The organism is Oceanobacillus damuensis (assembly GCF_001618145.1).
Lineage (GTDB): Bacteria > Bacillota > Bacilli > Bacillales > Amphibacillaceae > Oceanobacillus > Oceanobacillus damuensis.
Genome location: NZ_KV392044.1, coordinates 1 through 17373, shown reverse-complemented (window position 1 = coordinate 17373; position 17373 = coordinate 1). Strand labels below are relative to the sequence as shown.

Annotated in this window: 35 protein-coding genes; all 35 read right to left on the bottom strand. The window is 35.8% G+C overall.

Annotated elements, in window-relative coordinates:
• Positions 1 to 27: 27 nt before the first annotated feature.
• On the bottom strand, positions 28 to 237 hold the full coding sequence (locus tag A4245_RS02530) for a hypothetical protein (RefSeq protein ID WP_067725374.1): 210 nt from the start codon (positions 235 to 237) through the stop codon (positions 28 to 30).
• A gap of 3 nt (positions 238 to 240) precedes the next feature.
• Positions 241 to 366 (bottom strand): hypothetical protein, encoded by a 126-nt coding sequence (locus A4245_RS20740; RefSeq protein ID WP_267886890.1) that lies wholly within the window; start codon positions 364 to 366, stop codon positions 241 to 243.
• A 158-nt stretch (positions 367 to 524) separates the two neighbouring features.
• Positions 525 to 869 carry a hypothetical protein gene (locus tag A4245_RS02525; protein ID WP_067725373.1) on the bottom strand — a complete coding sequence of 115 codons (345 nt, stop codon included), beginning with the start codon at positions 867 to 869 and terminating at the stop codon, positions 525 to 527.
• Positions 870 to 918: 49 nt separating this feature from the next.
• The gene (locus A4245_RS02520; RefSeq protein ID WP_067725372.1) at positions 919 to 1506 is read right to left on the bottom strand and encodes a hypothetical protein; all 588 of its coding nucleotides are present in this window, start codon (positions 1504 to 1506) and stop codon (positions 919 to 921) included.
• Positions 1506 to 1895 (bottom strand): hypothetical protein, encoded by a 390-nt coding sequence (locus A4245_RS02515; protein WP_067725371.1) that lies wholly within the window; start codon positions 1893 to 1895, stop codon positions 1506 to 1508. Before A4245_RS02515 ends, A4245_RS02520 begins: the two co-directional genes overlap by 1 nt.
• Positions 1876 to 2325: a hypothetical protein gene (locus tag A4245_RS02510; RefSeq protein WP_067725369.1), complete on the bottom strand. Its 450-nt coding sequence runs from the start codon at positions 2323 to 2325 to the stop codon at positions 1876 to 1878. Before A4245_RS02510 ends, A4245_RS02515 begins: the two co-directional genes overlap by 20 nt.
• The gene (locus A4245_RS02505) at positions 2325 to 2531 is read right to left on the bottom strand and encodes a hypothetical protein (RefSeq protein ID WP_067725367.1); all 207 of its coding nucleotides are present in this window, start codon (positions 2529 to 2531) and stop codon (positions 2325 to 2327) included. Before A4245_RS02505 ends, A4245_RS02510 begins: the two co-directional genes overlap by 1 nt.
• Before the next feature lie 15 nt (positions 2532 to 2546).
• Positions 2547 to 2855, bottom strand: coding sequence for a phage head closure protein (locus A4245_RS02500; protein WP_067725365.1), 309 nt, complete (start codon positions 2853 to 2855; stop codon positions 2547 to 2549).
• A gap of 4 nt (positions 2856 to 2859) precedes the next feature.
• Positions 2860 to 3126 carry a hypothetical protein gene (locus A4245_RS02495; protein WP_067725363.1) on the bottom strand — a complete coding sequence of 89 codons (267 nt, stop codon included), beginning with the start codon at positions 3124 to 3126 and terminating at the stop codon, positions 2860 to 2862.
• A 13-nt stretch (positions 3127 to 3139) separates the two neighbouring features.
• Positions 3140 to 4420: a phage major capsid protein gene (locus A4245_RS02490; protein ID WP_067725361.1), complete on the bottom strand. Its 1281-nt coding sequence runs from the start codon at positions 4418 to 4420 to the stop codon at positions 3140 to 3142.
• Between the two features lies 1 nt (position 4421).
• Positions 4422 to 5087 carry an HK97 family phage prohead protease gene (locus A4245_RS02485; RefSeq protein ID WP_067725360.1) on the bottom strand — a complete coding sequence of 222 codons (666 nt, stop codon included), beginning with the start codon at positions 5085 to 5087 and terminating at the stop codon, positions 4422 to 4424.
• Positions 5080 to 6324, bottom strand: coding sequence for a phage portal protein (locus A4245_RS02480; RefSeq protein ID WP_067725358.1), 1245 nt, complete (start codon positions 6322 to 6324; stop codon positions 5080 to 5082). Before A4245_RS02480 ends, A4245_RS02485 begins: the two co-directional genes overlap by 8 nt.
• Positions 6321 to 6515: a hypothetical protein gene (locus tag A4245_RS02475; RefSeq protein ID WP_067725356.1), complete on the bottom strand. Its 195-nt coding sequence runs from the start codon at positions 6513 to 6515 to the stop codon at positions 6321 to 6323. The genes A4245_RS02480 and A4245_RS02475 overlap by 4 nt, the downstream gene beginning before the upstream one ends.
• A gap of 6 nt (positions 6516 to 6521) precedes the next feature.
• A complete protein-coding gene (locus A4245_RS02470; protein WP_067725354.1) occupies positions 6522 to 8279 on the bottom strand; it encodes a terminase large subunit in 1758 nt (585 codons plus the stop codon).
• Positions 8276 to 8602, bottom strand: a complete 327-nt coding sequence (locus A4245_RS02465; protein ID WP_067725352.1) for a hypothetical protein — start codon at positions 8600 to 8602, stop codon at positions 8276 to 8278. Before A4245_RS02465 ends, A4245_RS02470 begins: the two co-directional genes overlap by 4 nt.
• 89 nt (positions 8603 to 8691) lie before the next feature.
• Positions 8692 to 8934 carry a hypothetical protein gene (locus A4245_RS02460; protein ID WP_067725350.1) on the bottom strand — a complete coding sequence of 81 codons (243 nt, stop codon included), beginning with the start codon at positions 8932 to 8934 and terminating at the stop codon, positions 8692 to 8694.
• 14 nt (positions 8935 to 8948) lie between these two features.
• Complete coding sequence (locus A4245_RS02455; RefSeq protein ID WP_067725349.1) at positions 8949 to 9632, bottom strand: HNH endonuclease; 684 nt, start codon at positions 9630 to 9632, stop codon at positions 8949 to 8951.
• Positions 9633 to 9634: 2 nt separating this feature from the next.
• Positions 9635 to 10321 carry a phage terminase small subunit gene (terS, locus tag A4245_RS02450; protein WP_067725347.1) on the bottom strand — a complete coding sequence of 229 codons (687 nt, stop codon included), beginning with the start codon at positions 10319 to 10321 and terminating at the stop codon, positions 9635 to 9637.
• Between the two features lie 286 nt (positions 10322 to 10607).
• Positions 10608 to 11171 carry a tyrosine-type recombinase/integrase gene (locus A4245_RS02445; RefSeq protein ID WP_067725345.1) on the bottom strand — a complete coding sequence of 188 codons (564 nt, stop codon included), beginning with the start codon at positions 11169 to 11171 and terminating at the stop codon, positions 10608 to 10610.
• Positions 11172 to 11318: 147 nt separating this feature from the next.
• The gene (locus tag A4245_RS02440) at positions 11319 to 11768 is read right to left on the bottom strand and encodes an ArpU family phage packaging/lysis transcriptional regulator (RefSeq protein WP_067725343.1); all 450 of its coding nucleotides are present in this window, start codon (positions 11766 to 11768) and stop codon (positions 11319 to 11321) included.
• Between the two features lie 142 nt (positions 11769 to 11910).
• Positions 11911 to 12621 (bottom strand): hypothetical protein, encoded by a 711-nt coding sequence (locus tag A4245_RS02435; RefSeq protein ID WP_067725341.1) that lies wholly within the window; start codon positions 12619 to 12621, stop codon positions 11911 to 11913.
• Between the two features lie 19 nt (positions 12622 to 12640).
• A complete protein-coding gene (locus A4245_RS02430; protein ID WP_234402331.1) occupies positions 12641 to 13018 on the bottom strand; it encodes a replication terminator protein in 378 nt (125 codons plus the stop codon).
• Between the two features lie 81 nt (positions 13019 to 13099).
• The gene (locus tag A4245_RS02425; protein ID WP_067725339.1) at positions 13100 to 13297 is read right to left on the bottom strand and encodes a hypothetical protein; all 198 of its coding nucleotides are present in this window, start codon (positions 13295 to 13297) and stop codon (positions 13100 to 13102) included.
• Positions 13298 to 13327: 30 nt separating this feature from the next.
• Positions 13328 to 13507, bottom strand: a complete 180-nt coding sequence (locus A4245_RS02420) for a hypothetical protein (protein WP_067725337.1) — start codon at positions 13505 to 13507, stop codon at positions 13328 to 13330.
• An 11-nt stretch (positions 13508 to 13518) separates the two neighbouring features.
• Positions 13519 to 13824 carry a hypothetical protein gene (locus A4245_RS02415; protein ID WP_067725335.1) on the bottom strand — a complete coding sequence of 102 codons (306 nt, stop codon included), beginning with the start codon at positions 13822 to 13824 and terminating at the stop codon, positions 13519 to 13521.
• Between the two features lie 99 nt (positions 13825 to 13923).
• On the bottom strand, positions 13924 to 14103 hold the full coding sequence (locus tag A4245_RS02410) for a hypothetical protein (RefSeq protein ID WP_067725333.1): 180 nt from the start codon (positions 14101 to 14103) through the stop codon (positions 13924 to 13926).
• 198 nt (positions 14104 to 14301) lie between these two features.
• Positions 14302 to 14481 (bottom strand): hypothetical protein, encoded by a 180-nt coding sequence (locus A4245_RS02405; RefSeq protein ID WP_067725331.1) that lies wholly within the window; start codon positions 14479 to 14481, stop codon positions 14302 to 14304.
• A complete protein-coding gene (locus A4245_RS02400; RefSeq protein ID WP_067725329.1) occupies positions 14469 to 14798 on the bottom strand; it encodes a MazG-like family protein in 330 nt (109 codons plus the stop codon). The genes A4245_RS02405 and A4245_RS02400 overlap by 13 nt, the downstream gene beginning before the upstream one ends.
• Positions 14785 to 14964 carry a hypothetical protein gene (locus A4245_RS02395; protein WP_067725327.1) on the bottom strand — a complete coding sequence of 60 codons (180 nt, stop codon included), beginning with the start codon at positions 14962 to 14964 and terminating at the stop codon, positions 14785 to 14787. Before A4245_RS02395 ends, A4245_RS02400 begins: the two co-directional genes overlap by 14 nt.
• Positions 14965 to 15005: 41 nt before the next feature.
• Complete coding sequence (locus tag A4245_RS02390; RefSeq protein ID WP_234402336.1) at positions 15006 to 15323, bottom strand: BC1872 family protein; 318 nt, start codon at positions 15321 to 15323, stop codon at positions 15006 to 15008.
• A gap of 65 nt (positions 15324 to 15388) precedes the next feature.
• A complete protein-coding gene (locus A4245_RS20510; protein ID WP_234402330.1) occupies positions 15389 to 15736 on the bottom strand; it encodes a hypothetical protein in 348 nt (115 codons plus the stop codon).
• A complete protein-coding gene (locus A4245_RS02380; protein WP_067725323.1) occupies positions 15733 to 16023 on the bottom strand; it encodes a hypothetical protein in 291 nt (96 codons plus the stop codon). The genes A4245_RS20510 and A4245_RS02380 overlap by 4 nt, the downstream gene beginning before the upstream one ends.
• Positions 16020 to 16190, bottom strand: coding sequence for a hypothetical protein (locus tag A4245_RS20310; protein ID WP_199860640.1), 171 nt, complete (start codon positions 16188 to 16190; stop codon positions 16020 to 16022). Before A4245_RS20310 ends, A4245_RS02380 begins: the two co-directional genes overlap by 4 nt.
• Positions 16191 to 16991: an ATP-binding protein gene (locus A4245_RS02375; protein WP_067725321.1), complete on the bottom strand. Its 801-nt coding sequence runs from the start codon at positions 16989 to 16991 to the stop codon at positions 16191 to 16193.
• A gap of 11 nt (positions 16992 to 17002) precedes the next feature.
• Positions 17003 to 17373 (bottom strand): hypothetical protein (locus A4245_RS20305; RefSeq protein ID WP_199860639.1); only part of this gene is annotated, 371 nt, incomplete at its 5' end.

Genomic DNA, 17373 nt, shown 5'->3' with positions numbered 1-17373 from the left:
GATAGATCGGAGATGTTAGGATCACCTTCAACTTTCCGGCATGTCTATGAAACCATTGTTATGAAGATAAGTGGTTTCAGCCTTTAAAATCGCTTTAACATCGTTATAGGTAAGTTCTCTATCTTTATTTTGAATAAGGATGAATGCAATCATTTCATCTTCATTAATCTCTTCATGGACTACATGTTCTTCTTCCTCTTGTGGCATTCCATCATACGGAATAACTGTTTTAGTCAACTATTACTCACCTCCTGGCTTTAAGTCTTTATATCTATCCTCAATAGACTTATTAGCAGGTTTTATAACAATAGGCGTTGTTAATTTTTTGTGAAATTCTTCAAAATCAACAAAATTTTCTTTATCCATATGGGGATATTTGCTTAACCACAATTCCCAAGATTTTTGTTTTTGGGTTTCATTATCCGCTTCACTTAATAAACGCGTTATATTATTTAAGCTTAATGTCTTTACGAATGAAAAATCATAATGCCTATGCAGTAGCTGTAGTGTTTTACCATATCCTCCTACTGCATAGGACTCTTGAAAAAAGATACTAATTCTTCATTGGTGAAGATTGATTTGAATGTAGCTATTGTTTTTAAGAATGATTGCTTTCTAACTTCCTCAAAAGATTTATTTTCTGCAATGGCGATTATATTAAAAATTTCATTTTTAACGTTCTTAGAATTTTTCAATATATATTTGACTGCATCCACACTTGCATCAACTGGATCTATCTTCTTACCATTCTTTCTTTTTTTGTCATACTCATCTTTTAGCTTTTTACGATACGAATCAAAATCTAAGTTGTCATATATATCAACAGCGTGTGGTAACATATCAAATACTTGTTCATTAGATAATTCCATCCTTATTGCCTCCTTTTATAAATAAAAAAGAGTAGCTATTTAGCTACTCTTACGCCACGGGTTCCATTTCATATTCGATTGTGTAGGTTGGTACCTCATCCATATTGTCAGGGTCGAAATGGGCTGTAAATGTTGTCTCAGGAACAATTTCACTTTTATCTTCAAAAGCAACATTTAAAGCGCCATCCCCTAATACATTTTCTATCACATAAGCTACTGTATTTCCTGCATGAGTTTTAGTAATATAAGCAAGATTGTCAACGTAATCTGATAGCTTGTAATCAATGTTAGGCCTGAACTTTTTATAAATAACATTTTCTAAATCGTCTGTTACTTCCTCAATGGTACCTGGTAACACTTTTTTCATTAAATCTAGATCTAGCTCCAATGCATTAGCTGTAATTTGAATAACCCATTCTGTTTTTCGCTTCAACCCTTTTGTATGTTCCCCACGGTCTCCGTCAAATCGAATAGGGACGTTTGTTGGCTCTACATTGTAATTTCCACCACCACGAGTTGCCCCGAATGCAATAGTGTTTGGGTCGTCCCAATCATCAGGATTAAAATTAAATACTAGAACGCCTTCACCTAATTTAACCTTTTCTGGACTCGGAACTGCTGGTCTTTGAATTGGCATTACATACCCACTCCCATTAATCGTATTTGATAAGTCATTTGACGCCTTCTAATGCTTTCGTCTGGATCACGAATGGCCCTTCGATTTTCTCGGTAAATACTAAAAAAAACACCATTCGAATTATTTATGGAACGGTGCAATTTATTGTCTATGTTTCCCATTAGTGTTGCTAATTCAATAGATGAACCATTAGATGGTTTATCCCATCCGTTAACTTCTAATTCCATATCCTCTAGGCTTCCATCATCGATTGAATCAGATATTTCATAAACCGCATATGGATATGGTGTATCCTTTGCTGCTTTTTCGTAAAATAAACGAGGGGCAACATCTATTAACAAATTTTCGATTACTTTTCTTATTTCAAGCTCACGAATTACTTCTGTCATTGCCACCCTCCTCGTTCGGTTTAATAAGACCTGATGCCCTGCTTTCGTTTTCTACTGCAGACAGATACTGTGCTTGTATTTTTCTGATATCAGCAAGGTTTTCCATCACTGTACCTTTTATAATTGATCTTTTAGGTTGACGATTTGAACCAAGTTCTTGTTCGGAACCATACCATGTTCCGTGTTTGGATCCAATTAATAAATCCGTTTCCCTTTTCCTACACCAATATTGATATGCTCCCAGAGGTCGCTTCGATCTGCGCATACCTGGTTGCTTTTTAGCCTTTGGCAACATCCTTCGTCTAAGCAATCGACCAGTATCTAACAATGCAGCACGGCTTAATTCTTGAATTGTATATTGTGCTCTATCTACTTTTGATATAACTTCCACACCATTTTTTGTGATTTTCGTTGCTTTAGGAAGAGCCATTATTCATCACTGCTTTTTTCAATCATCTTGGAATTCAACTTTGTATTTTTTGAAATAGCTTTTTTAGCAGTTGGCTTTTTCTTAATGAACCCTTTTTCTTCTAATTCATTAATACGCTTTAATTCCGAGTGCTGATAAATATGCCCTACTTGATAAGCTCTGTTTCGATTCTTATCAGTAAAATTTTTAATTACTTCTGCCTCCATAAAATCACCCTTTCCTTAACCATTTGATAAGCCTTGGCAAACTAATTCAAGTTCTTTTTCATCAGTTTCATAGGTTCTAATGATGTTGTACGTTTTTTCTTCAAACTTAATATTCGGTTCGCCTTTATACTCATGTTGCCAAATTATAAAAGACAATTCTGGTCTGAAATCTGTTACTGCAGCTTGATAAAATTCATTTCTAGTTATAGATTTCTTAGTTGCGAAAATCTTTCTTTTTTGTCCTGGTATTGTAATCGGATCACCATACTCATTCTTACCGGATTTTTCTTCAGATACTAAATAAATCATCTTATCTCGTCGCATGAAATCACCCCGATGCTAACTGAGTAGCTAATGTAAAAAAAACAGGGGAGAATTTAACTTCCCCTGCTTTTAATTCCCATAAATCGGTTACCCCAACAACGATAACTCCTATTGCGTCATCGGTTGCCATCACTTCTTCGCTTACACCGCCGTTTTTCAAAAAAGATTTAACAGCTATGATTTTTTGTTTTAAAATTCCATCCAATTCAGTATTATCGACAGCGATATTCAATCCTTTTTTACATTCAACTACTAATTCATCTGTCGTCATTTAATCACGACCTTTATACGGCTTCAGGTGCTTTCTTAATTAAAACTACTCCATTACGATCCGCTAATTTCCCATCTGCGATTAAAGTAGATTTGCTAATCCATTCGTCTGTATCCTCATTGAAATAGCGTTTGAAAGTCATTTGCATATTACTATTAAACATGTAATCTGGAAGTTTAACGATAATACCGACTACGTCTCCCTCTAATGCATCATCGATGGATGGAAGATAGTCTTCTACAGCGATTACTTCCCGTCCAATTAACCTCTCTTCCTGAACACCATTTAATCCGAATGTAACACGCGCTACTGGTTGTCCGTTTGCATCTACCATACCAGCAATATATTTGCTCCAATCAGTATCTGACATAATTAACACAGCCCCATTACGATATTTTCTAGGGACCTTTCCATAAATTTCAGTCCAAGTGCCATATTGAGCAAAGTCAGCAGCCTCTACTTCTACAATATGTTCAGCTGGAATATTAGTATCATTGACGATTCCTAATGGTTGTCCTTCTCCAGTTCCATTGATAACAGCTTCTTCAATAGCTATAATCATAGCTTCGTAGATATTATCTGAAACAGTTTGTTCAAAAACAGGCATTGCCACAGTACCTGCCACTAATTCAACTGCTACTCGGCATTGTAGCTTGTGATAAGAGAAAGAAATATTGCCTGCAACAGATTTTTTCTGTTTGTCTGACAAAGTACCTGCTGCCACCCAAGTTGCCGTTGGTTTTGCATTAGCAATTGGGATTTCTACTCCGCCTTGCATAGCAGTTTTAGTAATACGAGCATAAATACGTCCATAATCTTTTAATTTTTCAACAATGCGATTAAGAATTGTTGTAGGAATAACCGCTCCAACATCACCAGTACCAGTTGTAGCGTCAGCACGAAATTCTAGATTATCAGACTTCTCACCTTTTGTGACATAGTTCATAAAAGCTTCGCGATATTCTGGTGTATCGTATTTATCTGCAGAACGTTGGTTTTGTTGCTGACCTTGGCCATTTCCTAAACCATATGCACCTAAGATGTTAATCCCGCCATTTGGTTTATTACGTTGTTCTGGATCATCAAGATCCGCTCCGCGTCCTTCTCCTTCATCATTTTCATCTGGCAATTCATCTATCATGCTACGAAGCTCAGCAATTTCCGCATTTAGTATTTCCAGTTCGGCGTTAATGCTTCGCAATTCTTCAACAGATTCAGTTCTATTACCTTTATCCCCTAATTCTTTTTTACGTTCTTCCTTTTGTTTAAGCATTTTTAATAGTTTATCTTTCATGTCATCTTTCCTCCATTTTTAATAAAATTTGATGTCTTAATTGCAGTAATTCGAGCTCGCTTTTCGAGTTATCCAACTGAGACCGAGCATTCTCCAATGCTCTTTTTGCGTTATCCAACACATCTTGGTCACGAGCATTTATGTCAGTTCCCTCGTAAGCAGGGAAATTGACTGCACTAACTTCAATCACTTTCTTAATTTTTTGGATGCGTCGTGTAGGAGTCTCACTTTCCATGTCTTCCCACTTTTCTTCATCCACATAAAAAATAAAAGACATCCCATCGATGTCTCCTCTTTTTACTGCACTATGAAGCGATTTTGCTTCGCTATTGTTATCTACATCAAGACTTGCCCGAATGTGCAGACCTTTTTCATTTGTTTGTAATTGCATTGTGGAATTACCGTTATTACGTCTACTCCTTGCAAGTGGTATCTTCCTTAAATCGTGATTAACGCTAAATAGCACATCATCAAAATCACAACTATCAAATGCTCCTCTTTCAATTACTTCATTGAACCAACCACCAATGTTAGTCATTTGATCATAAATCGCTGGATGACCTTCAATATAGGTTCCATCTTCGTCACTGTCGATTGCCCGAATATCCATAAGTCCAAAATTACGCTTCACTGGATGATTTTTATTTGGTAATTTAGTTTTACTCATTACCCTGACCTCCTTGTGTATTTTTCGATTTACCCATCTGATATGAATTAACAAGACTAACATCGATATAATTAAGCGATACCGTTCTTTTATCGCCATCTGGAATAGGAGGATATCCTAATATAGCTAGTTTTTGATTATCTGTTAACAATCCTTGTTCACCGGCTGTCTTCAATAAATCCAGTTTGGCCTGTGTACTCAAATACATCATATCTTTTTGAAAAAATACAATTTCATTACCATGATCTTGTTGTCTTATCGTGAATAACGTCTTAGAAAACGCCTGTGATAGTCCAATGACGATAGGTTCTAAGGACTTTTCATAAAAACTTTGGTACTGCTCATCATTAAAGTCACCTGACAAGATTGGCATTGAAATTCCATAATTGTAAAGTATTTTTTTATCTAGAAATTCTAAAGTGTCTTTGTCTACTAGTTTTGGATCGGGTTTTATATCTTTGTATTCAGATTTCATATCCATTGGAAGAACACCGGATTCAGCACTCTTAATCGATGCCTCAAATTTTTCTCTTTCAGCTTGTTGTTTTTCATCGTCCAGCAAAGAGTTGTATTTTATAATCCCCCGAATAGATAAACTTGACTTGACCCCTTTTTCTAATCCTTGCAGCAATGAATCATTTATTTGAATAACTTTTAACAATGAATCATTATCTGGCTGTCCATCGATACCGCCACCCATTATTTCATTTTTCGAAAACCTTTTTCTTAAATGGATTACATCTGAATACCTGAGTATAAATTTTTCTCCGCTTGAAAACTGCATTTCTATGAAAAGAGCACCAGTTGTGTCTTCGAAAAACGTAACTCCTGTTGGATTTAATGGGTAAAATCCAGTATACTCTTTCCTTCTAATTCCTTTATCATCTTTTTTTATTTCATACATTGGATAGATAAAAGCGTTATAATTCAAAAAAAGCACCCAAATAACTTTCTCCAAAAAATCTCTGGTTGTCATCAGTTCATTTGGGGCGAATTTAAATAGCCTGTTGAAACTACCGTTAACAGTCGCTTGCATTCCATCTGGATCTGTCCTAATATGTTTTGGTTTTAACTTTGATATTTCAGTTGCAATAATGTCAATACACATTTGAACAACATCTGAAGCATATACATTCTGGCCAAACTGGGAAAAAATTGGGCTATAACCATCCAACATTTTCGCTTGTTGCATTTGTTTATTTGATGAATGTTGCCTAAGTAAATTCTTTAATATCAACCGTCATCACCTTCTTTGGTTTGCACATAAAAAAAGGCGAATATTATAAAGAAAATTCCGGAAACAATATATCCAGCAGGTACATAGATTTTAAATACCCCGAATGATATAAGCCACATTCCAATCAAGAGAGAAAAATCATCTATGAATAAATTAATCTTACTGAGGACTTTAAACTTTTTTTTCTTCAAAACTGACTACCTCCTAATCAGCTGCATAAACTCATTACGATTATCAATATAAACTTTATAACCGATAATCATGGTGACAGCCCCATCTATTTTCATATGATCTTTTCCTTGCACTTTTACAGGGCGCATTTCCATTTTTGAATTCATTTCTAGTGCTGTATTTTCTAAACAGTATTTATCAACTGGATTATTGTTATAAATAATCATATTACTTTTAAGATCCGCTTCTACCAGCTTCATAGGTTCGCTCATGCTGCCATATTCTTGAGAAACTCGAACACATTCAAATCCGTATTCTTCCATTTCTTTTACCCAATAAATCGCAGACCACTTATCATAACCAACCTTGTATGGCCGAATACTGTATTCTTTATAAAGTTTTACAAACCATGCAGTAACAAGGCTAAAGTCATTTTCATTACCTGGTGATACTTCAACATACCCTTCTTTTATCCATTTTTTGAACTTTTCAAGGTCTTCTCTAGATAAAGTTTCTAGTTTGGATTCAGGGATAAAGTATTTTTGCAACATATGTTTTTTCTGTGTTTCGGGATCCATCATAATAACACGTGCGCTTGCTAGGTCACCTGTTTTTGATAAATCGACACTACCTATAGCAAAACAGTTTCGGAAACTCTCAATATCAAATTCTTCTTCATTTTTAATATCTTCAGGAGTTAACCAAGCTGTTGCGTTATTCTGTTTTTCATTGAAGTCTTTTGACATAACAAATACACGCATAGACTTACTTGTTTTTGCTTCTTCAATCATTTTTTTTAAGAAACTTCTCTTCTTGATAACACCCATGCCTGGATTTGATTTATACCAGGAGTCTTCATTTTGCCAAATCTCTTTTTCGCTATCCTGTGTGTACATCCAAATTAACCAGCGAGGTCTTTCTAATTCACCATGTAATACTTGTCTAGCTTCTTTCAACCTGTCATCCAAGTATCCATCATTAACCACACCTTCTGTTGTTAATTCAATGTATAATGGCTCATCTTGTGTTGATACTGCTTGCCGGATAGGCATAATAGAAGTATTATCCGGAAGCTCGTGCACCTCATCAACTGCACCAATTTTAATATTTTTACCTTCTTTGGCACCGGTTTTAGCAGATATTTTCTTAATCTGCCCTTTGTTTTGATAACTGAATTTCCCACGTTTTTTCGGCTTCTTAGGATTTCCAAAGAAAATTCCTTTAATATTGCTACGTGTGTATTTCGATAAAGTTTTACTTTCCTCACGCATAGAATTAATTGCCTGAAACATGAGATCAGCTTGTTCATAGTCATTGCTGGAACATAAAATTCTTGTACCCATCTCACCACAAAACCACTCTGCTAAACAAATAGCTGATATGAACGGTGTTTTTCCGTTTTTTCTGGCTACTAGGAACAATACATCTTGATGTAATCGAACATGCCTACCTATCTCATCATCATAAATTTTAAAAATATAAATAGCTTCAACAAATGCCTTTTGAAATAATTCCAATAAAAAAGGCTTCCCTGAGAAAGGAGCCTCGAAATGTTTACATTGTGTTTCAATAAATTTTATTCTTTTATGTGCATCTTCAAATTCTATTTTTATTTCTGGATCATCAAAGTATGTGATTAATACATCCAGCTGCATCAGTAATTCTTGGCCAATGATGATTTCGCCTTTTTTACATTTATCAATATACTCAAGCAAGAAAGAATGAGTGCCGTTGTATTCATATATGGGCCTTGCTAATACATTAGGTGATTCAAACGAGATCATACAAACTCATCCAAATCATCATCATCTTCCAGAATGTTTTTACTCAATACACTGTTCAAGGTTTTAATGATAACTGCATAGCTATTTACGTTTTTAAGATACTGCCTTGCAGCCTCTACCGGTTTTTGGAGTTGTTTATTTTTCGGATGAATGTTAACCATGCCAATCTCAACTAAAATTACTTTCAGATCATAGTTCTCGGATTTTAAGAAACAAGCATCCTCAATCAATCCTTCAACTAACTTCCTTTTAGATTCCTCGACATCTTTAAATATTTCGGTCAATTTTTCTTTTTCTTTTTGATAAACCGCCTTTTTAGACATGTTTCAAAAACCTCCAAGCGATTTCAAAATTTTAGCCGTGTGTGTAAATTGTGTCCCCCCTTCGGTACCCTGGGGGTTTAATTTTTTGATTAATCCGGGGGGTGTTCCAGTTGAATTTCTATACCATTCTTCCACTTTTCAAATTCCGTTTGTACTTGTTCGCCAATCATTATCACTTCTATTCTTTCTTTCGTACGATTAATACTATCAATTAGATCATCATGGAATACAGACATAGTATTGGCTTTCTCTAGTAAACAATCTAATGTTTGTAAATAATCAATCAATGTTTGAGCTTCTTCTAACGTCTCTTGGTTAACAAATTTAGTCAATTGTTATCTCCCCTTTAATTAGTATAAGTTCCAAACCACTTATCAATATACTTAATCCACTCGTCCTTCCTGTACTGTCTATCCTCATCCTGTTCTAATCTGCTGACACATACATCCTTACTCACATCACAGAAGATTAACTCTGCACCTAAGTCATCAGCTAACCTCTCACGCTTATACTTATCTGCATAACCACCAATAACCCATGCATTGTGCCACTTACCATATCGCGTCTTGATATTATCCAGTAAAGTATTCTGTACCTGCACCACGTTTGAATAAAGATTATCCGGCTTATCATAGCTTGGTAGCATAGTTACTGCAGCATATAATCTATCCATATCAACAACTAGATCACCACGCCCCATTTGTTGCTGGACAAAAGTTGTCTTCCCACTTAAAGGTGGACCATATACCAGGTAAACTTCTTTCATACCTTGATAACCGAAACGTCTATGTTCTTTGTTGTGACAGTCAAAGCACACTAACTCAACCAAGTCTGGATTTAAACTAATGCTATAATCATGTACATTCTCGGGAGTTAATTCTATTTTATGGTGTCCTATAATGTCTTTTGATTTGGCAATCCTCTCGCCACAACGATTACATATGTTTTTTCGCTCTGCTATTAAGTTGAGTCTAAATGTAACCCACTTATTAGATGTATAGAAATTGTGTAATACTGCATGTTTAGCCATTATTACCACGCCTTTGCTTCTACTGCTTTTATGTCTGCTTTCATTTTCTCCACTCTCAATCGATGCTCTTCCTTTACTTCTTCAGGAGGTAACGTACGAATCATTTCCTCATACTGTTTTATCTTGTTGCTTAAACTTCTCATTGCGGCAGCTTGAGAAGTTAACGCTTTAGCTTGTTTATCCCAAGCAAATTGAATCTCATATTCAATCTCTTCGGATGAATCTTTATCACTTTCATATGACTTAGATTTTTTAACCTCTTTTGTCATATCATTCTGGTCCTTTACGTACATTATTTTTTGAGCTCGAATAATGTTGGTAAAACTAATGAGGATTTCTTCGTACAAAATATCTAGCATACTCATTCCATCTCGTGCTGCATCATATATTTCAATTAATTCGTCATCATCTGGTAACCACTTACGGAATAAACCATGTTTAACAGCATTTTCATTGCCTTCAGGAGCACCACCGCCTTTATTACCTACCGCATTTTTATTCCGATAAGGTGCACCTCTTTTTCTTGGAGTGTCTGGAATATCATCCCATCTGTCAACACTTTTCCATTTTCTAACTTGACTTGAACTAATTCCTAACTCTTCAGCAATCTCTTTTGGCTTCATCTCACGATTGCTATTTAGCCACATTTTAAGGGCTTTTAGTCTGTTTGGACTTATAGGTCTACCCAACTCATAAACACCTCACCTCCAAGCTTATTTTTACTTATTTGAGTTTGTTTTCACATTTTATAAAAATAGTAATTTAAGAACGGCATAATTTTATTTCTGACCATAGAAAAAACACCATTTTCAGGTGTTCATTAATTTGCTATATTCTCCTAAATACTGGTAATAGGGTGAACCATAATCTATATTCTGTTGCACTTATTGAGTAATGTAATTCTGTTGATAAATCTTTACAATCTCTCTATCTAAATTATCACTGAAAAACAAACATACTTTATGTTGCACTTAATCAGTAAGGAAGCCTTTTGGTTTCTTCATCCATCATTTCTTGAGTGACACCAATATATCTTAAAGTAGTCGATTCATCGTTGTGGTTAAACATTTGCATTAGTAACGCTATGTTCGTTTTATTCTTCATGTATAAATGATATCCATACGTTTTTCTCATGGTATGAGTACCGATATCCACTAATCCAAACTCTTTAGCTACATCATTTAACATTTTATAAGCTGTGCTTCTGTCAATGGGCTGACCTTTTAATTTACTCTTCGTTTTTGCTTGCCTACTTTTAAATAAAAACTCATCATCATTTTTGCCAGCAATGAATCCATCTAAATCATCTCTAATTGACGGATGAATGAGAAACTTCTTTGGTTTCTTTCTTTTTTGTTCGATGATGCTGACATGGGAACCTTTAACCATACCAACTTTGATACTCAATAGATCACTTACCCGCAGACCGCTATATATACCCAGGCAAAAAAACAAGTAATTTCTTATGCTGCGAAGTTTTAAATATTGTTTTATTCCTTTGATAACATCTGGGTCTCTGATAGGCTGTACAAAGTTCATTGCCCTTCACCTTCTTGCTTATTGAGAGGAATATTAAAAAACACCCATCTTTATGACGAGTGCTTTTTTCCATTTCCTATTACTACCATAATAACTTATTTTTCTTGATATGCTCTGCTTTAATTCTGCCATTTGTCTGCCACTTTTTTAACATGCTTCGATTTCTTCCTGATATACCTCGATACGCAATATAAAGGCGAGCTTATAAAAAGCCCTTGCCTTGATTCTGTAATACTTTCTTTCACTAAATCCCAATTCATTGTATACCTCATAATCGAATATTTCTTCTTCTTTTAGATATCGACTAACTATGATGGAGCGTTCTTGATAAGCTAATCGATTGACCGCTCTTTGTACCCTTGAAATAAATTCTTTCCTCTTTATTTCCTGGTCTATTTTATTTAATGCTGCATCTTCGGTACTGGAGTGGAATTGATTACTCGGTGCAGATGGTACTAATTTAAATGACGAAGTTATATTAGGCTCATTATCCTCTGGATCCATAAGTAAAAACATTTTATACTTTTCTAATTCCGACTCAACCGCAGAGCGTGTGGCTTCCCGATCTATTTCCGGTAATTTAAATGTCAATTGCATAATTCCGACCCCTCCCCAAAGTAAAAGGACATCAAACAAGCATTAGCTTGAATGATGTCCGTCGGTTCTTCCGTAAGGACTAATATAAATTTTAATCAACTCTTTTTTTGTAATTGACTCGCCGAAACGGGCCATTAATTATTTATGCAATGATTGTAATATCGTCTTTTTCAATTTCTTCTTTTAGCGCTGCACTAAGATATTCCTTTATGTTTTCAATCGCTTCATTTTTCCAAGCGCCGCCATCAGCTTCAAACATCGCACATCGAGGTCCAGATTGCATCCGGAAAACAAAATCACTTTCCGGTTGTACCACTTCGACGAATGTGCGATATGGTGCCAGTTCAACAGGGTTAGGTACTTCGACATTTCCAACAGAAGCAACTCCAACTTTCGCAACGACCGCTTGAGATACTCCATCATCACTAACCGTTTTAACCTGGTCCTCTGTTATATTTCCAACCACTTTCAGCATGATGTCGCGATCATCATTTTTTACGAAGCATGACTGCAGTTTGATGTTAAATTCTTCTGTGCTGTACCAGTTATCGAAACGGAAGTTCGGAATCAATGCATCAGCTTGGAGGAAATAGTCTCTTTCCTTATCTGCATTTAGATATGACTCAACACGGACTTCTGTCGGGCTAACGACATGAACAATCTTTGGATCCTTACTATCAAGATCTGATGATTTCAAGTAATCTACCAATCCGGACAAAGTATGAACTTTGAAAGGTGCTGCAGTTGGCTCTTCCAACAGGTGTAATTTCTTATCTGAATAACTTTGGCCATTTTCTACATGAATCTCTGCTACTCCCAAACTAACAATATACTGCAATGCTTCTCTAATCATTTTTCATTCCTCCATTTTATTATTTTGTTTGATTTCTAAAACTAAGAACCTTTTCGCCATCATCCTGGGAAACGTCACCTTCTGGATCCAGAAACATTTGACCCTTAACACCTGACCGCAACTCTTTACCAATGATGTTTCCTTGTTTATCCGCACCCATCATGAGCTTGGTTTCAACTTCTTTCATTGCAACAAGACTGGACTTGGTAGAAACGCTAGTGTTGAGCACATCTCTCTTCTCATCCCCGTGAATTTTGATAGAGATAGTGATAGTCCTGTTCTTTTTTGGGTCCGTATTAGGATCCGCAATGTTTTCTAATACTTTTTCAAGCTCTGTATTGACCTTTGCTGCAAGTGCGCCTTCTGCAAATTCGTTTAAATCAATCATGTAGTCCATTCTGAAACCCTCCTGTTTTTTAAGCTAATGCTCCATCAATTATCAATACCAATTCATTTTCTATTCGAAATGCGACATTACTTATTTAAATCCCATACCTTCATATTCTAAAAATTGTTTGCCTGTCATCTTTCCGCAATCCTTACAAATATGGAGAACTGTTTCTCCAGAAATAATTTGAAATTGTGATTGTTGTGTATATGACCCAATGTTTTTATGTCTACAAAGAAATTGCATAAGTTTATTTTTTTTGGTAATTCCATTTGAATATTGTTTCATTTTGCATCTCCTTTCACTTCGCATTTTCTATCAAATAACTTCCTGCCCGTCCACTCTCACCCTTTGACTTCTGTCAATATCTAATACCTGACCATTTTTCCATACAATCAAATCTTGGCCATGCTCTTTGGCTGTAAGCTTTGTTAGCTTAAAGTTTTTTACTACATAAACCGCATCCTCATCCAATTTAATTTCTGCTGTCTTATCCACCTGATGACCTCCTACAAATTCGATCTAATATGTGTTACTAGTGGTTTTTTGTTCATTACCTGACTGTCTCTGCATGTGTTTTTCGGGACGTTCCAGGTGTGACGTATATGTCTTGTTTCGTGTTCTTGTTGTCTAAGGTATTCAATCCTTTCAAAAATTCTTTCGAAACTCTCCTTCATTGCTTGGAGAGCATTAGTAAGAGATTCTTTAATCGTTTCCCACGCATCAGACACTATCAATAACGACTTATCGTAGGTTTCCTTATCAAATGCCATTCCTTCCGGAGTTACATAATAAATGTTTTCTTTCAGCTCCATAGGTTACCTCCTAGCTTGCTAGTAATTTTTCCTTAAAGCATTTATCGCAAATGTTTTCGTGGTTTTCCGTTGAGTCTTTGCACTCTACACAAACATTTTTCATGATATATTCCTCCCCACATATTGACGTAACTCCTTATTCTGTTTTTCCAATTCACCAACATAGCTAATAGTTTTTGCTAAGATTGTTTTTGCTTCATCCAGTGCCCTTTTGTCCTTATCGTCCATGCCATAAACTGTATTAAGAAATTTCCGGGCTTGATTCAGTTCTTTAATCACTTAATTTCTCACCTCGTCTTTTTCCACAAACTGTACACCTGCCTGTATAGATATTAAAACGATGAATACCCCTGATTCTACATTTAAACCAACGTCTAATATGCTTCAATTAATCACTCCTTTAACATTAGATAAGCAATAAAGGTGGTACTCAGTATGGATATTAAGTAAATCAATGCAGTTGTAAGTGTCATTCCATCACTTCTCCCCGTATGCTCTTGCAGCATCATTCTGAACTTTAATGTTCATCCACTCCAAATCTGCCAGCGAAACACTTTCCAACGACATTCCCGCGCTTGTAGTCACGATGCCCATCTTTTTCAGCTCACGAATTAATTCATTTCTGCGATCGCTAACTTTTTCGTTTAAGATTCCCAAGGTTTGACCTCCTTCAAATCAGATTCTTTTACAAACAGCCCATTAACCATTTCTCCTTTTCGATCTTTTATTTCGTTGTATGCATATTCGATACATTCTTTAATGTCCGTATCCTGTTGCATGGCTAAGATTGTCAATACGACATACATATCACCGATTGCGTCAATCGTTTTTGTGCTATCCCTTTTATTTATTCCGCTGCATAACTCTCCAAATTCCTCACCCAATTTATTTAATTGTTTGCTAGAATCAGCTGTATCTAATCCTCTATCAATTGCCCACCGCTCGATATTTGTAGTTAGTTCATTTAGATTCATTATTTTCCTCCTTTAAAAATACTTCTTGCACAAAGTGCGATACTGCGGTTTCCAGCGTATACATTACTGATTCTTCGATTGCGGCGTCATAATTGGTATAAACTCTCACAATCTTCACGTCCTGACCATTACCTCTGCATATTCCCCAATATTGTTGGTTTGACATGGTTTCCCTCCCGGTATTTCGGATTTTATTCGGACTGTGCATTAAATTTCTACGCCTACAGACTTTAAGGCAGCCAAGCAAATTGCCATTGCTACAGAATTAGAATAAGCTTCATAATTTACCACATGATGAGTGTCGTTATATTGGAAATTAACGTAATATACCAATTTATTGTTCTCATCTATACAATCACTCAGGGTAAATTGACGATAGTTTCTAAGGCTTTCTACTACTTTCCAAGCTTGTTCAATACTTCGGCTATAACTCGGTATCCCACTTCTTTTCCCATCACGAACAATGTTGCCGTATTTGATTTCTATTCCTAGAACTTTAGAAGCAACTAATTTATCTATCTCCATATGTGTCAAATTATTCCCTCCTTTACTTCGAAATTTCTATCAACTCTCCACTAACCAACCAATGCCTACTCAGATTCCTGTGATAACCTGACAGCTACAGTAGCTTTTTCTGGGTTCTTCCTTCCAGATACTCGCTTAACCCCGGATGGTGACGCTAGCCATCTAATATATTTTTGAGTGACTTTCATTTCTTTAGCGCATTCTTCCGCTGTTCCCGAGACAATTAATCTGTCACCTTTATAAATCGCATATTCAACAGGGCACCTGGAACTAATACCCAGAAGATGAATTTTGCTTCTTAACGATCCATGACTCCTGTTTAGATTTTTGGCCATTTCATCAAATCCAATAATTCCACAATTTTCTTTTATGAAGTTTATTTCACTCATTTTCCAAGGCTTTTGTAACTTCATTTTCTAGCACCCCGTTTCAGTTGCTCTTTACCCGGAACCAATAATGTAGATGGATTATTAAATGCCTTTTTCAGCTTCTTTTTGCTCGCCAGATGTATCAGTGCCAAAAATATTTCCAGTGGATCCCGTTCGTATTTATCTGCGATTGCTGTTATATCCGTTCCGTTATTCCAGAGAAGTGTTATATTTGCCAGCTGACCCTTCGGAAAGACTAACTCCAAATCCTCAAATATAAATTCATAGTCGCCTTCAGGTAGAAACGGTATAGATGCTGATTGAGTATTCACATCGCATCACGCTTTCTGAGATACTCCCGGGTTTCTGTAGCTGTCATTACTGCCTTGTCGCCGACTGCGCTTTTGTTATCTCGCATCCAGTTAGCGAATTTAGTTGCTGTTTGTTCATCTGAATCTTTTGGATCGAATACCATAACGGATTTCATGCCATTCACCACTTAAAACCTCTCCTTTCTTCGATAACTTTCACCGTCCAGTCTTATCCCGATTGCATTATCCATCATTCGGTCAATAATTCGTGGACCATTGTTACCGTATTTTTTGATTAATTCACCTTCTGAATAATTCGTGGTGCACACTATTGATTTGTGTAAACGCAAGTCAAACACTTTATACAACACATCTGATGCCCAAGTTTCGTGCCCTGTCTCATTTGCTTTTACATACTCAGAACCGATATCATCTAAAACCAACAAATCCAAATCGCTAATCATCCTAAATATTTGCTCTTCCGAAACTTTTGAAAAATTATTATAGGTGCTCCTGATATGTTCAAAGAGGTCAGTAACTTTAATAAATAGAGTATTGAAACCATTGCTTCGTACGGCTTTCGATATTGCATAGGACAAATGACTTTTTCCAAGTCCAGGGGATCCGCTGAATGCTAAAGACTGTTTACCGTCAAATTCTTTTACAAATTTAATTGCTGCTTGTTTTGCCTTGAATTGAGATTCGTAATCTTTGCTGGGTTTGTAAGAATTAACCGTAACTTTTTTTAAATCATCGGAGGTTCGTTCAAAACTCAATATAAAATTTTGCTTTTTACTTTTTTCATATTCTTTTGGAGTCGGAAGATTAAGATCTCTTTTCAACTGTTCATCAGCGCAGGGTTTACAACCACCCATTACCCCTCTGGGAGTATTAAAGAGTTTATAAACAGTTCCGCATTTATCGCATTCTTTTTCACCAACGAGCTCTAACGGAAAAGATTTACCTAATACATCTTTGATTGATTCCAATATCACACCCCCTAAAATCTGTCTTTTGTGGGATCATAGTTATTTAGAGCAACTTTTGGTTCTTTTCCATTACTCTTTCTCATAAAATTAGTTAACGGATCAGCTTCATCGAGAAACTTTCTGATATCCTTGTCCCTCATAAAATCAGCTAAAGGGTATCTATGAGTGAACCAGTGTGTATCGCTGTGATAAACAGATGCATAGTTATCCATTGCTTTTTTAATATCATCAAAACTGTAATCTTTTAATCTAGATTTAATTGATCTTCGCATAGGGTCAGTTAATTTTTGATGACGAATAACATTTTTAGATACATAGTGATTGAATAAATCACGAATGTATTTAATATCTTTTTCTTTATCTTCTTCTTCTTCTTCTTCTT

Coding starts and splice junctions, on each gene's coding strand:
- A4245_RS02395 (WP_067725327.1), bottom strand. CDS start 14,964: ATGTCAAACCAACAATATTGGGGAATATGCAGAGGTAATGGTCAGGAC.
- A4245_RS02495 (WP_067725363.1), bottom strand. CDS start 3,126: ATGACGACAGATGAATTAGTAGTTGAATGTAAAAAAGGATTGAATATC.
- A4245_RS02515 (WP_067725371.1), bottom strand. CDS start 1,895: ATGACAGAAGTAATTCGTGAGCTTGAAATAAGAAAAGTAATCGAAAAT.
- A4245_RS02455 (WP_067725349.1), bottom strand. CDS start 9,632: ATGGCTAAACATGCAGTATTACACAATTTCTATACATCTAATAAGTGG.
- A4245_RS02520 (WP_067725372.1), bottom strand. CDS start 1,506: ATGCCAATTCAAAGACCAGCAGTTCCGAGTCCAGAAAAGGTTAAATTA.
- A4245_RS02510 (WP_067725369.1), bottom strand. CDS start 2,325: ATGGCTCTTCCTAAAGCAACGAAAATCACAAAAAATGGTGTGGAAGTT.
- A4245_RS02430 (WP_234402331.1), bottom strand. CDS start 13,018: ATGGACTACATGATTGATTTAAACGAATTTGCAGAAGGCGCACTTGCA.
- A4245_RS02525 (WP_067725373.1), bottom strand. CDS start 869: ATGGAATTATCTAATGAACAAGTATTTGATATGTTACCACACGCTGTT.
- A4245_RS02425 (WP_067725339.1), bottom strand. CDS start 13,297: ATGAAACAATATTCAAATGGAATTACCAAAAAAAATAAACTTATGCAA.
- A4245_RS02505 (WP_067725367.1), bottom strand. CDS start 2,531: ATGGAGGCAGAAGTAATTAAAAATTTTACTGATAAGAATCGAAACAGA.
- A4245_RS02440 (WP_067725343.1), bottom strand. CDS start 11,768: ATGCAATTGACATTTAAATTACCGGAAATAGATCGGGAAGCCACACGC.
- A4245_RS02435 (WP_067725341.1), bottom strand. CDS start 12,621: ATGATTAGAGAAGCATTGCAGTATATTGTTAGTTTGGGAGTAGCAGAG.
- A4245_RS02445 (WP_067725345.1), bottom strand. CDS start 11,171: ATGAACTTTGTACAGCCTATCAGAGACCCAGATGTTATCAAAGGAATA.
- A4245_RS02490 (WP_067725361.1), bottom strand. CDS start 4,420: ATGAAAGATAAACTATTAAAAATGCTTAAACAAAAGGAAGAACGTAAA.
- A4245_RS02470 (WP_067725354.1), bottom strand. CDS start 8,279: ATGATCTCGTTTGAATCACCTAATGTATTAGCAAGGCCCATATATGAA.
- A4245_RS02500 (WP_067725365.1), bottom strand. CDS start 2,855: ATGCGACGAGATAAGATGATTTATTTAGTATCTGAAGAAAAATCCGGT.
- A4245_RS20740 (WP_267886890.1), bottom strand. CDS start 366: ATGGATAAAGAAAATTTTGTTGATTTTGAAGAATTTCACAAAAAATTA.
- A4245_RS02465 (WP_067725352.1), bottom strand. CDS start 8,602: ATGTCTAAAAAGGCGGTTTATCAAAAAGAAAAAGAAAAATTGACCGAA.
- A4245_RS02415 (WP_067725335.1), bottom strand. CDS start 13,824: ATGGAGCTGAAAGAAAACATTTATTATGTAACTCCGGAAGGAATGGCA.
- A4245_RS20510 (WP_234402330.1), bottom strand. CDS start 15,736: ATGAAGTTACAAAAGCCTTGGAAAATGAGTGAAATAAACTTCATAAAA.
- A4245_RS02390 (WP_234402336.1), bottom strand. CDS start 15,323: ATGGAGATAGATAAATTAGTTGCTTCTAAAGTTCTAGGAATAGAAATC.
- A4245_RS02400 (WP_067725329.1), bottom strand. CDS start 14,798: ATGAATCTAAATGAACTAACTACAAATATCGAGCGGTGGGCAATTGAT.
- A4245_RS02485 (WP_067725360.1), bottom strand. CDS start 5,087: ATGAGTAAAACTAAATTACCAAATAAAAATCATCCAGTGAAGCGTAAT.